Genomic DNA, 12,475 nt, shown 5'->3' on the forward strand with positions numbered 1-12,475 from the left:
ATCCGCTGCGCGATATCCCTATGGGGGAATTGCCCCTGTCGCCGCGAACTATTTCCCTTACGGCGTCTTCTGGACGCCGGTGCTCCGGAGTACGCCATGTCCCCCTTAGACCAGGTTTCACCGTCGGCCGGTGTGTCCATTCCCGTGTCGACCATCGATGCCACGCGCATCGGCCTGCCCGCCGCTCAGGGCATGTACGACCCGGCCAATGAGCATGACGCCTGTGGTGTGGGCTTCGTTGCCCATATCAAAGGTCAGAAAAGCCATGCCATCGTCCAGCAAGGTCTGAAGATCCTTGAAAACCTGGATCACCGGGGTGCCGTGGGTGCCGATCCCCTGATGGGCGACGGTGCCGGTATCCTGATCCAGATCCCGGACGCCTTCTATCGCGAAGAACTCAGCGCGCGTGGCATTACGCTGCCGCCGCCGGGCGAATATGGCGTGGCCATGGTCTTCCTGCCCAAGGAAACCGGTTCGCGTCTGGCCTGTGAGCAGGAACTCGAGCGCGCCGTGCGCGCCGAGGGTCAGGTTGTACTGGGCTGGCGCGACGTGCCCACAGACATCAAGATGCCGATGTCGCCCAACGTGCGTTCGGTTGAACCCGTTATCCGCCAACTGTTCATCGGTCGCGGCATGGACGTGATGGTTCCCGACGCGCTGGAACGCAAGCTGTACGTCATCCGCAAGGTGGCCAGCCACGCGATCCAGAAAATGGGTCTGAAGCACGGCCAGGAATATTTCGTGCCGTCGATCTCGACCCGCACAGTGGTCTACAAGGGCCTGCTGCTGGCCGATCAGGTCGGTCGTTATTACCTGGACTTGGCTGATCCGCGCACCGTGTCGGCCCTGGCCCTGGTTCACCAGCGTTTCTCGACCAACACCTTCCCGGCGTGGCCGCTGGCTCACCCGTATCGCCTGATCGCCCACAACGGCGAAATCAACACGGTGAAGGGCAACTTCAACTGGTTGCGCGCGCGTGAAGGCGTGATGAAGTCCGCCGTGCTGGGCGACGACCTGAAGAAGCTGTACCCGATCGTCTACGAAGGCCAGTCGGACACCGCTACCTTCGACAACTGTCTGGAACTGCTGGTGATGTCGGGCTACCCGATTGCCCAGGCCGTCATGATGATGATCCCGGAAGCTTGGGAACAGCATACCCAGATGGACGAGCATCGCCGCGCGTTCTACGAATACCACGCTGCAATGATGGAACCGTGGGACGGCCCGGCCGCGATTGCGTTCACCGATGGCCGCCAGATCGGTGCCACACTGGACCGTAATGGCCTGCGCCCGGCACGCTTCATTGTGACCGACGACGATATCGTCATTTTGGCGTCTGAAGCCGGTGTGTTGCCGGTTGCTCAGAACAAGATCGTGAAAAAGTGGCGTCTGCAGCCCGGCAAAATGTTCCTGATCGACCTGGAACAAGGCCGCATCATCGACGACAAGGAAATCAAGAACCAGTTTGCCAACAGCAAACCCTATCGTCAGTGGATCGAGCGCATCCAGATCAAGCTCGATACCTTGCCCGCACCGGTTGCCCAACCGACCACGCCCACCACGGGTGCCAGCCTGCTGGATCGCCAGCAAGCCTTCGGCTGGACGCAGGAAGACTACAAGTTCGTGTTGCAGCCCATGGCTGCCGCCGGCGAAGAAGCTATCGGTTCGATGGGCAACGACGCGCCCATGGCCGTGCTGTCCGATCGCAACAAGCCGCTGTACAACTATTTCCGCCAGTTGTTCGCCCAGGTGACCAACCCGCCGATCGACTCGATCCGTGAAGCGATGGTGATGTCGCTGGTGTCCTTCATTGGTCCCAAGCCAAACCTGCTGGACATCAATAACGTCAACCCGCCGCTGCGTCTGGAAGTGGCCCAGCCGGTGCTGGACACAGCCGCCATGGCGCAGATCCGCCACATCGAGCGTGTGACGGCTGGCAAGTTCAAGAGCTTCGAACTCGACATCACCTACCCGATCGAATGGGGCAAGGACGGTATCGAGGCGCGTATTGCTGCCCTGTGCGCCAAGGCAGTCGATGCAGTGCAAAGCGGCTTCAACATCCTGATCGTGTCCGACCGTCTGGTGGATTCGAAGCGCGTGCCGATTCCGGCACTGCTGGCAACGTCTGCTGTGCACCAACACCTGATCCGTGCCGGTCTGCGTACCAGCGCAGGCCTGGTGGTGGAAACCGGCTCGGCACGTGAAGTGCACCACTTTGCGTTGCTGGCAGGGTATGGCGCGGAAGCCATTCACCCCTACCTGTCGATGGAGTCGATTGCGGTCGCGCACGCCCAGGACAGCAAGATTCCGTCGGACAAGGCGGTCAAGAACTACGTCAAGGCCATCGGCAAGGGCTTGCACAAGGTCATGTCCAAGATGGGCATCTCGACCTACATGTCCTACACCGGCTCGCAGATTTTCGAAGCCGTGGGCCTGAACAGCGATCTGATCGAAAAGTATTTCCGCGGCACGCCCAGCAACATCCAGGGTATCGGTATCTTTGAAGTCGCCGAAGAAGCCCTGCGCACGCACAAGGCAGCCTTCGGCAACGACCCGGTGCTGCTGCACGACCTGGACGCAGGCGGCGAGTACGCCTTCCGCGTGCGCGGCGAAGACCACATGTGGACGCCGGACGCGATCGCCAAGCTGCAACACTCGGCGCGCGCCAACAACTACCGTACCTATAAAGAGTACGCACAGCTCATCAACGACCAGAGCAAGCGCCACCTGACGCTGCGAGGCCTGTTCGAATTCCGTGTCGACCCGGCTGCTGCCGTGTCGCTGGACGAAGTCGAACCCGCCAAGGAAATCGTCAAGCGCTTTGCCACCGGTGCCATGTCGCTGGGCTCGATCTCGACCGAAGCCCACGCCGTGCTGGCCGTGGCGATGAACCGCATCGGCGGCAAGTCGAACACGGGTGAGGGCGGTGAAGATCCGCTGCGTTATCGCAAGGAAATGCGCGAAGGCTCGGCCGGCATCACGGCCAAGGATTCGCTCGCTTCGCTGCTGGGCAAGGACGTGATCGAAGTCGACGTGCCGCTGAAAGATGGCGACTCGCTGCGTTCGAAGATCAAGCAGGTGGCGTCAGGGCGTTTCGGCGTGTCGGCCGAATACCTGTCCAGCGCAGACCAGATCCAGATCAAGATGGCGCAAGGTGCCAAGCCCGGTGAGGGTGGTCAGCTGCCCGGTCACAAGGTGTCGGAATACATTGCCAAGCTGCGGGTGTCGGTTCCGGGCGTGGGTCTGATCTCGCCGCCGCCGCACCATGACATCTACTCGATCGAAGATTTGGCACAGCTGATTCACGATCTGAAGAACGTCAATCCGAATGCCGGTATCTCGGTCAAGCTGGTGTCGGAAGTCGGCGTGGGCACGATTGCTGCCGGTGTTGCCAAGGCCAAGGCAGATCACGTGGTGATCGCCGGTCACGACGGCGGCACGGGTGCTTCGCCTATCTCGTCGATCAAGCACGCTGGTACGCCCTGGGAACTCGGCCTGGCCGAAACCCAGCAGACCCTGGTGCTGAACCGCCTGCGTAACCGCATTCGCGTGCAGGCCGACGGCCAGATGAAGACCGGCCGCGACGTCGTCATCGGCGCACTGCTGGGTGCAGAGGAATTCGGCTTTGCGACCGCACCGCTGGTGGTCGAGGGCTGCATCATGATGCGCAAGTGCCACCTGAACACCTGCCCGGTGGGCGTGGCCACGCAAGACCCGGTGCTGCGTGCGAAATTCGCCGGCAAGCCCGAACACGTCGTGAACTTCTTCTTCTTCATCGCCGAAGAAGTGCGCGAATTGATGGCCCAGCTGGGCATTCGCAAGTTCGACGACCTGGTTGGCCGTGCCGACCTGCTGGATACCCGCAAGGGCGTCGAACACTGGAAGGCGCGCGGTCTGGACTTCACCCGCGTGTTCCACCAGCCCGATGTGCCGGCCGATGTGCCGCGTCGCCAGAACGAAATCCAGGACCACGGTCTGGCCAAGGCGCTGGATCTGCAATTGATCGAACGCAGCCGTCCGGCCATCGAACGCGCCGAGAAGGTGTCGTTCATCACCCCGGTGCGCAACGTCAACCGCACCATCGGTGCCATGCTGTCGGGTGAAGTGTCCCGTCGTTACGGCAACGATGGTCTGGCCGACGACACGATCCACATCCAGTGCAACGGCACGGCGGGTCAAAGCTTCGGCGCGTTCCTGGTCCAAGGCATCACGCTGGACCTGGTTGGCGAAGCCAATGACTACGTGGGCAAGGGCTTGTCCGGTGGCCGCATCATTGTGCGTTCGCCCAACGACTTCCGTGGTTACGGCCCGGACCACATCATTGCCGGCAACACCGTGCTGTACGGTGCAACCGAGGGCGAGGCCTACTTCAACGGCGTGGCAGGCGAACGCTTTGCGGTGCGCAATTCCGGTGCCACGGCAGTGGTGGAAGGCACGGGCGACCACGGTTGCGAATACATGACCGGTGGCACGGTGGTGGTGCTGGGTGAAACCGGCCGCAACTTCGCCGCCGGCATGTCGGGTGGCGTGGCCTACGTGTACGACCCGGATGGCCAGTTCAAGAATCGTGTGAACACCAGCATGGTCGATCTGGATACCGTCCAGACCCAGGCCGAGCAGGAAGCCGCCAACGCTCGCGACGGCTGGCACAGCGTGATCCGCAATGGCGAACGGGAAACCGATGAAGCGATTCTGCGTCGCCTGATGGAAAACCACTTCCGCCTGACCGGCAGCTTTGCTGCGCGCGACATCCTCGACAAGTGGAAGACTGCGCGTACCAGCTTCGTCAAGGTCATGCCGCACGAGTATCGCCGTGCGCTGGGCGAAATGTGGCGTGCCAAAAATCCGAAGGCAGCCCTGGCCGCCTGATCGCAACGCGATCTGAACCTTGCACCGGGCCGCCCCAGCGGCGGCCCGACTATCTATCAGACTTTGACGGACGCGCGTCGCCAATGCGGCGCGTCCGACACCGGATCATCAGGACACAATCATGGGTAAGGTCACCGGATTTCTGGAATTCCAGCGCCTGCAGGAAGCTGCCGAAGCACCTGCAAACCGCCTCAAGCACTATAAAGAGTTCGTCCTTCACCTGACCGACGACCAGGCGCGTCAGCAAGGCGCGCGTTGCATGGACTGCGGCATTCCGTTCTGCAACACCGCTTGCCCGGTCAATAACATCATTCCGGACTGGAACGATCTGGTGTATCGCCAGGACTGGTCGCGCGCACTCGATGTGCTGCATTCGACCAACAATTTCCCGGAATTCACTGGCCGCGTGTGCCCGGCACCGTGCGAGGCCGCCTGCACGCTGAACATCAATGACGCACCCGTCGGCATCAAGTCGATCGAGCACGCGATCATCGACAAGGGTTGGCAAGAAGGCTGGGTCAAGCCGCAAGTGCCGCGTATCAAGACCGGCAAGAGCGTGGCCGTGGTCGGTTCCGGCCCGTCGGGTCTGGCCTGTGCGCAGCAGTTGGCGCGCGCCGGCCATGCCGTGACCGTGTTCGAGAAAAGCGATCGCATCGGCGGCCTGCTGCGTTACGGCATTCCCGACTTCAAGATGGAAAAGTCGCACATCGACCGTCGTGTCAGCCAGATGGAACTGGAAGGCGTGGCCTTCCGCACCTCCACCTTTGTTGGCTCGGCAGAAGATGCGGCTTTGTTCGGCCAGGGCTTGTCCACCGTGACACCCGCACAGCTCGAAGCCGAATTCGATGCGGTGGTGATCGCTGGTGGCTCGGAAGCTCCGCGTGACCTGAACATTCCGGGTCGTGAGCTGCAAGGCGTGCACTTCGCCATGGACTTCCTGCGTCAGCAGAACAAGGTCGTGGCCGGTGACAAGCTGCCGGGTCAGACCACGGCGGCTGGCAAGAAAGTGGTGGTGATCGGCGGTGGCGATACTGGATCGGACTGCGTCGGTACCAGCAACCGTCAGGGTGCCAAGTCGGTGGTGCAGTTCGAACTGATGCCGCAACCGCCCGAAGTCGAAAACCGCGAATTGACCTGGCCGTACTGGCCCGCGCGTCTGCGCACGTCGTCGTCGCACGAAGAAGGTTGTGATCGTGACTGGGGTGTCACGACCAAGTCCTTCAAGGGCAAGAACGGCAAGCTCACTGCGCTGGAGTGCGCCCGCGTCGAGTGGGTGCGTGACGAGGCTACCGGCCAGATGAAGATGAACGAGATCGAAGGCTCGGTGTTCGACGTGCCGGCCGATCTGGTCTTCTTCGCGATGGGCTTTGTGTCGCCGGTGCAGAAAGTGCTGGATGCGTTCGGCGTGGAACGCGACGGCCGTGGCAATGCGCGCGCCAATACCGACGACTACCGCACCAACCGCGACAAGGTGTTTGCTGCGGGCGACATGCGCCGTGGCCAGTCGCTGGTCGTGTGGGCAATTCGTGAAGGTCGCCAGTGCGCCGCCTCGGTCGATGCATGGTTGATGGGATCGACGACGTTGCCGCGATAAGCCATAAGATCCATGTGGTGTTAAGGATTACTTAACAGCGCAACTGGTAGAATCGCAATTCAATCCCCTGGCGGGCGTGGTCTTTCCCACGCCCGCCCTGTTTTTGCGACGTCCAATATGGCTTCTGCCCCGTCTTCCACCGCTGACGCCGCCCTTCGTTTTGAAGGCGTGGCCGTAGGCTACGGTGATCGCACCCTGTTGTCGGGGGTGGATCTGCACGTCGGACGTGGCAAGGTCATCGCAATCATGGGGGGCTCCGGCTCTGGCAAGACCACCTTGCTGCGGGCTGCGACGGGTCAACTTCGCCCAACGTCGGGCAAAGTGTCGGTTCTTGGCCAGGATTTGAGCGCCGGTGGGGATGCCGCGCTGTTTGCTCTGCGCAAGCGCATGGGCGTGCTGTTCCAGCAAGGTGCCTTGTTCACCGACCTGGATGTATTCGAAAACGTGGCGTTCCCGCTGCGTGAACACACCAAAATGTCTGAAACCGAGATCCGTGAACGGGTGCTCGGCAAGCTGGAAGGGGTAGGGCTGCGCGCGGCTGCCCACTTGAAGACTGCCCAGCTGTCCGGTGGCATGGCCCGGCGTGTGGCGCTTGCCCGCGCAGTGGTCATGAATCCCGAATTGGTCTTGTATGACGAGCCATTTGCCGGTCTGGACCCGATCTCTCTGGGCGTGACCGCCCAATTGATCCGCAAGATGGCAGACGATCTGGGCTGTGCATCGGTCTTGATCACCCACGATGTCGACGAATCCTTTGCGATTGCCGACTACGTGTACTTGGTAGGGCGTGGCGGTGTGGTGGCTGAAGGCGTGCCGGCGGCGCTGTCGGCGTCTGAAGACCCCTACGTCAAACAATTTTTGCGTGGCGAGCCCGACGGTCCGGTGGCCTTCCAGTACCCGGAAACCCCCGATTACCTCGCCTGGCTTGCGCGTCAGCAAGGAGGCCGGCAATGAGCGGCATCGTGCGCGCAGTGGGTGCAATCGGGCGCAACGTCCGCGAAAGCATTGGCACGCTGGGCTTTTTCTTCCGTTTCCTGCTGGCCTTGCTGGCGCGCAGCGGTGCTGCCCTGCGTCGTCCTCGCCTGGTATTCCAGCAAATCCACTTCATCGGCAATTATTCGCTGGTGATCATTGCCGTATCCGGCATGTTTGTGGGCTTCGTGCTGGGTTTGCAGGGTTATTACACGCTTAACCGCTACGGTGCCGAAGAGGCCCTTGGCTTGCTGGTGGCCTTGTCGCTGGTTCGTGAATTGGGCCCGGTTGTGACCGCCTTGCTGTTCGCAGGTCGCGCTGGCACCTCGCTTACCGCCGAAATCGGTTTGATGCGCGCCGGCGAGCAACTGGCGGCCATGGAAGTCATGGCGGTCGACCCGCTGCGCCGGGTGCTGGTTCCCCGCCTGTGGGGCGGCATCATTGCCATGCCGCTGTTGGCAGCCGTGTTCTCGGCGGTCGGCGTGCTGGGCGGGTGGGCCGTTGGCGTCGGCATGATCGGCATCGATCCTGGCGCGTTCTGGTCGCAGATGCAGGGCGGCGTCGATGTCTGGGCCGATGTGGCCAACGGCGTAATTAAAAGTGTGGTGTTCGGCGTGGCCGTCACCTTGATTTCCCTGTTCGAAGGCTATCGGGCCTCGCCCACGCCGGAAGGCGTGTCGCGCGCCACCACGCGTACCGTGGTGGCCGGATCGCTGGCCGTTCTCGGCCTCGATTTCCTGATGACCGCAATCATGTTTGGTGGCTGAGCCCAGGCGCGCTCGGTATCCCTAGGAGCAGTACAAATGTCGCGAGACAAAGTCGATGTATGGGTGGGCATGTTCGTGCTCCTGGGCGCTGCCGCGCTGGTTTTCCTGGCCTTGCAGGCCGGTAATCTGGGCAGCATGCGACTGGGTCAGAGCACCTACGACATCAAAGCCAATTTCGAGAATATCGGTGGTTTGAAAATGCGTGCGGCGGTCAAAAGCGCAGGCGTGGTCATCGGCCGTGTGGTTGCCATCGATTTCGATGACAAGCGTTTCCAGGCTGTGGCAACCTTACAACTCGATTCGCGTTATCGCTTCCCCGACGATTCTTCCGTCAAGATTCTTACGTCTGGTTTGCTTGGCGAGCAGTACATTGGTATTGAAGCGGGTGGCTCGGACGACCTGTTCAAAGCAGGCAGCACGGCCAAATACACCCAGAGCGCGATCGTTCTCGAAAATCTGATCAGTCAATTCCTGTACGGCAAGGCAGCCGAAGGGCCGCCGGCTACGCCTGCGCCCGCCGCAGCTGCGCCTGCCGCGCCAGAACCCGCGGCCAAGCCGTAAGGCACACCGCAGTCAGCACGAACTAGGTAACCCACCGACATGAACAAGACCCTACTTGGCCTGAGCATCGCCCTGGCCCTGACCGGCTGTGCGACCGTTGATCGCAACGACCCGCGTGATCCCCTGGAAGGGTTGAACCGCGGCGTCTACAGCTTCAACACCACTGTTGACGATGCTGTGCTCAAGCCCGTGGCGCAGGGCTACGTGGCCGTGGTGCCGCGCCCGGCACGCCAGTGCGTGGCCAACGTCTTCGGCAACCTGACCGATGTGTGGTCCTCGTTCAACAGCTTCATCCAGGGTCGTGGCCACGAAGCCATCAACAGCGCCGGCCGTGTGATCCTGAATTCCACCGTGGGCGTGTTCGGTTGCTTCGACCTGGCAACCGGCCAGGGCGTGCCGCGCGTGCGCAACGACTTCGGCCAGACCCTCGGCGTCTGGGGCCTGGGTTCCGGTCCGTATGTGGTCCTGCCGCTGCTGGGCCCCAGCACCGTGCGTGACACGGGCGGACTGGTGGTGGATTCGCTCGCCAACCCGGTCGCCATCGGCCAGTTGGACAATGTTCGCCTGCGCAATACCTTGTTCGGCGTGTACATCATCAGCACCCGTGCGGGCTTGCTCGACGTTGGCAATCTGGTCAACGACGTTGCCATCGACCCGTATTCGTTCACGCGGGACGCGTATCTGCAGCGCCGCGAAGCGCAGATCCGTCGTTATGGTCCGGGTGTTACCCCGGGCGCAAACGACAACTACGCGCCGCTGCCGAACTACAACGACGATGAGGCCGCGCCCGCAGCCCCGGCCGCCCCCGTCGCGCCGCAAGTTGGCGCACCGCGCTGACACAAATTCACATTGATCCTCAGACCCGACTGAACTGACACGTTACAGTCGGGGTCTGATAGAAAAATCCTGAAGGTTTGCGTCCATGAAATATTCTGACTATCGCGCGGCAGCCGCTCCGGCTGCCAAGCGTCCTGCCGCCCGCGGCTGGATGTTCCTGTTCACCTTGATGGCTGGTCTGGCAATTTCGCTGTCAGCCATGCAGGCTCACGCTCAGCAAGCCCCCGATGCGCTGGTCAAGCAGACCGTCGACGGCCTGCTGACCGCGATCAAGGCCGATGCCGACATCCAGAACGGCAATGCGCCCAAGCTCTTGCAGCTGGTCGACAAGCAGATTCTGCCGAACGTCAATTTCGAGAAGACCACGCAATTGGCGGCCGGCCGTCACTGGCGTGATGCCACGGCCGAACAGAAGCAAGCGCTGATCAAGGAATTCCGCGCAACGCTGGTTCGTACGTACAGCGGTGCCGTCTCGGCCGTTCGTCCGCAGACCACCGTGACGATGCTGCCCTTCCGTGCCCAGCCGGCTGACACCGACGTGGTGGTTCGTACCACCATCAATCAGCCCAACGGCGAGCCGATCCAGGTTGATTACCGTCTGGAGAAGATGCAGAACAACGCCTGGAAGATTTACGACGTGAACGTGTTGGGTGTCTGGTTGATCCAGAATTACCGTAACCAGTTCTCGCAGGAAATCTCGCAAAAGGGCTTCGACGGTCTGATCAAGACGCTGGCCGATCGCAATCGCCAGTCGGGTCTGTAATCAGAACCTTCAGGCCAGCAGTCTTAGGTCGAAAGTCTTAAGCCTGATAGTCTGAATCGACGCCGGCCCTGCGCTGGCGTCGCAGGCGGCCCACGCTGCCACCCCTCATTCCCGGCCCGATCTACCTTTCACAAGGTAGATCGGGCCGCGGCGCTTATAATCGTCAATCCTCCGCTCCCCCACCGATTCGTCGTTCCGCCTTTTTGTTGCGGTCAGGCGTCGGCCCCCCATGCAAGCTGCTGTCTGTATCGAGCACGTCTCCAAGGTCTATACCTCGCGTCCGTCCCTGTGGTCGCGGCTGAGACAAAGTACCCCGGCTCCCGGTTTTCAGGCTCTCGATGATGTCAGCCTGACCATCCAGCCCGGCGAATTCTTCGGTCTGCTCGGGCCAAACGGGGCGGGAAAGACCTCGCTTATCTCTATTCTTGCCGGCCTGGCGCGTCCGACGGCCGGGCGTGTGCGCATCTGCGGTCACGACGTGGTCGACGGTTTTCGCGACGCCCGCCGCGCCCTGGGCGTGGTGCCACAGGAACTGGTGTTCGATCCGTTCTTCACGGTGCGTGAAACGCTGCGTATCCAGTCTGGTTACTTCGGCCTGCACAAGAACGACGATTGGATCGACGAAATCCTGGTGAACCTGGACTTGCAGGACAAGGCCAACGTGAACACCCGCGCCTTGTCGGGCGGCATGAAGCGTCGTGTGCTGGTGGCGCAGGCGCTGGTGCATCGCCCGCCGGTCATCGTGCTGGACGAGCCCACGGCGGGCGTCGACGTCGATCTGCGCCGTACTTTGTGGCAATTCATTTCGCGTCTGAACAAGCAAGGTCACACGATCTTGCTGACCACGCACTATCTGGAAGAAGCCGAAGCCCTGTGCGGGCGTATTGCGATGCTCAAGCGTGGCAAGATCGTGGCGCTCGACACCACGGCGGCCTTGCTTGCCAATGTAGGCGGTGCGCGCATGACGCTGCGGCTGGCACATGGCTGGCCGGCTGGCCGCAATGCCGCGCTGGATGCCCGAGTGCTGGAACACGACGGTTCGCGTACCAGCTTGCGCCTGGACTCCGTGGACGAGCTTGAAATCCTGCTGGCCCAGGTGCGGGCGGCGGGCGGCATCATTGAAGATATCGAGGTCCAACGTGCCGACCTTGAAGAAGCATTCGTAGGAATCATGAACAACGTCACGCCGTCTGCCGCGCGCTTCCCGGAGTGTGCGTAATGGCTACTTCTTCCAACCCGACTTCAAGCAAACCCACTTCCCTGCAATCGGCCGATGCCGGTTCCGCACCCATGATCGCCAGCCCGAACGCGGGCGGCTCGGGTTTCCGCACGCTGTTCTACAAGGAAATGCTGCGCTTCTGGAAGGTGGGTTTCCAGACGGTGACTGCACCGGTCATCACGGCCTTGCTGTACCTGCTGATCTTCGCGCACGTGCTGGAAGGCCGTGTCACCGTCTACGGTGAAATCGGCTACACCGCCTTCCTGGTGCCCGGGCTGGTGATGATGAGCCTGTTGCAGAACGCGTTCTCCAATGCCTCGTCTTCGCTGATCCAGAGCCGCATCACCGGCAATCTGGTGTTCATGCTGCTGCCGCCGATCACCCACTGGCAGATGTTCAGCGCCTATGTGCTGGCGTCCGTGGCACGTGGCCTGGCGGTGGGGCTGGGCGTGTTCCTGGTGACGCTGTTCTTTGTGCGCATCAACATCCAGGCACCGCTGTGGATCATCGTGTTTGCGGTGCTGGGCAGTGCCTTGTTGGGCACGCTGGGCCTGATCGCCGGCATCTGGGCTGAAAAGTTCGATCAGCTGGCCGCATTCCAGAACTTCCTGATCATGCCGGCAACCTTCCTGTCCGGTGTGTTCTACTCCATTCATTCCCTGCCGACGTTCTGGCAGCAGGTCTCGCACTGGAACCCGTTCTTCTACACGATCGACGGTTTCCGCTACGGTTTCTTCGGTACCGCAGACGTTTCTCCCTGGCACAGCCTCGCGGTGGTGCTGGGCAGCTTCCTGCTGCTGGCAGTGATCGCGCTGCGTCTGCTCGCCTCCGGCTACAAGCTTCGTCACTGAACTCCTGTCACTGACTTTCTCGTCACTGCAACTGCTGTCACT

9 protein-coding genes are annotated in these 12,475 nt (G+C 61.7%); all 9 read left to right on the plus strand.

What is annotated here, in order from left to right:
• Positions 1-96: 96 nt before the first annotated feature.
• The 9 genes from FXN63_RS02770 (at position 97) to FXN63_RS02810 (ending at position 12,433) form a co-directional block, all read left to right on the plus strand.
• Positions 97-4,869 (plus strand): glutamate synthase-related protein, encoded by a 4,773-nt coding sequence (locus FXN63_RS02770; protein ID WP_148812627.1) that lies wholly within the window; start codon positions 97-99, stop codon positions 4,867-4,869.
• Positions 4,870-4,990: 121 nt separating this feature from the next.
• Positions 4,991-6,463, plus strand: a complete 1,473-nt coding sequence (locus FXN63_RS02775) for a glutamate synthase subunit beta (RefSeq protein WP_148812629.1) — start codon at positions 4,991-4,993, stop codon at positions 6,461-6,463.
• A 117-nt stretch (positions 6,464-6,580) separates the two neighbouring features.
• On the plus strand, positions 6,581-7,417 hold the full coding sequence (locus FXN63_RS02780) for an ABC transporter ATP-binding protein (protein WP_148812631.1): 837 nt from the start codon (positions 6,581-6,583) through the stop codon (positions 7,415-7,417).
• Positions 7,414-8,202 carry a lipid asymmetry maintenance ABC transporter permease subunit MlaE gene (gene mlaE / locus FXN63_RS02785; RefSeq protein WP_148812633.1) on the plus strand — a complete coding sequence of 263 codons (789 nt, stop codon included), beginning with the start codon at positions 7,414-7,416 and terminating at the stop codon, positions 8,200-8,202. Before FXN63_RS02780 ends, mlaE begins: the two co-directional genes overlap by 4 nt.
• A gap of 36 nt (positions 8,203-8,238) precedes the next feature.
• Positions 8,239-8,763 carry an outer membrane lipid asymmetry maintenance protein MlaD gene (mlaD, locus tag FXN63_RS02790; RefSeq protein ID WP_148812635.1) on the plus strand — a complete coding sequence of 175 codons (525 nt, stop codon included), beginning with the start codon at positions 8,239-8,241 and terminating at the stop codon, positions 8,761-8,763.
• Between the two features lie 39 nt (positions 8,764-8,802).
• Positions 8,803-9,600 carry an MlaA family lipoprotein gene (locus FXN63_RS02795; RefSeq protein ID WP_148812637.1) on the plus strand — a complete coding sequence of 266 codons (798 nt, stop codon included), beginning with the start codon at positions 8,803-8,805 and terminating at the stop codon, positions 9,598-9,600.
• 85 nt (positions 9,601-9,685) lie between these two features.
• Entirely contained in the window at positions 9,686-10,363 is a 678-nt protein-coding gene (locus FXN63_RS02800) for an MlaC/ttg2D family ABC transporter substrate-binding protein (RefSeq protein WP_246165015.1), read from the plus strand.
• A 229-nt stretch (positions 10,364-10,592) separates the two neighbouring features.
• Positions 10,593-11,582, plus strand: coding sequence for an ABC transporter ATP-binding protein (locus tag FXN63_RS02805; RefSeq protein WP_148812639.1), 990 nt, complete (start codon positions 10,593-10,595; stop codon positions 11,580-11,582).
• Between the two features lie 71 nt (positions 11,583-11,653).
• Complete coding sequence (locus FXN63_RS02810) at positions 11,654-12,433, plus strand: ABC transporter permease (protein ID WP_148818866.1); 780 nt, start codon at positions 11,654-11,656, stop codon at positions 12,431-12,433.
• The last annotated feature ends 42 nt before the right edge of the window (positions 12,434-12,475 follow it).

Source organism: Pigmentiphaga aceris, from assembly GCF_008119665.1.
Lineage (GTDB): Bacteria > Pseudomonadota > Gammaproteobacteria > Burkholderiales > Burkholderiaceae_B > Pigmentiphaga > Pigmentiphaga aceris.

Bases quoted from the DNA above. Each gene is read 5' to 3' on its own strand.
- FXN63_RS02770 (WP_148812627.1), top strand. From the start codon at position 97: ATGTCCCCCTTAGACCAGGTTTCACCGTCGGCCGGTGTGTCCATTCCC.
- FXN63_RS02775 (WP_148812629.1), top strand. From the start codon at position 4,991: ATGGGTAAGGTCACCGGATTTCTGGAATTCCAGCGCCTGCAGGAAGCT.
- FXN63_RS02780 (WP_148812631.1), top strand. From the start codon at position 6,581: ATGGCTTCTGCCCCGTCTTCCACCGCTGACGCCGCCCTTCGTTTTGAA.
- mlaE (WP_148812633.1), top strand. From the start codon at position 7,414: ATGAGCGGCATCGTGCGCGCAGTGGGTGCAATCGGGCGCAACGTCCGC.
- mlaD (WP_148812635.1), top strand. From the start codon at position 8,239: ATGTCGCGAGACAAAGTCGATGTATGGGTGGGCATGTTCGTGCTCCTG.
- FXN63_RS02795 (WP_148812637.1), top strand. From the start codon at position 8,803: ATGAACAAGACCCTACTTGGCCTGAGCATCGCCCTGGCCCTGACCGGC.
- FXN63_RS02800 (WP_246165015.1), top strand. From the start codon at position 9,686: ATGAAATATTCTGACTATCGCGCGGCAGCCGCTCCGGCTGCCAAGCGT.
- FXN63_RS02805 (WP_148812639.1), top strand. From the start codon at position 10,593: ATGCAAGCTGCTGTCTGTATCGAGCACGTCTCCAAGGTCTATACCTCG.
- FXN63_RS02810 (WP_148818866.1), top strand. From the start codon at position 11,654: ATGATCGCCAGCCCGAACGCGGGCGGCTCGGGTTTCCGCACGCTGTTC.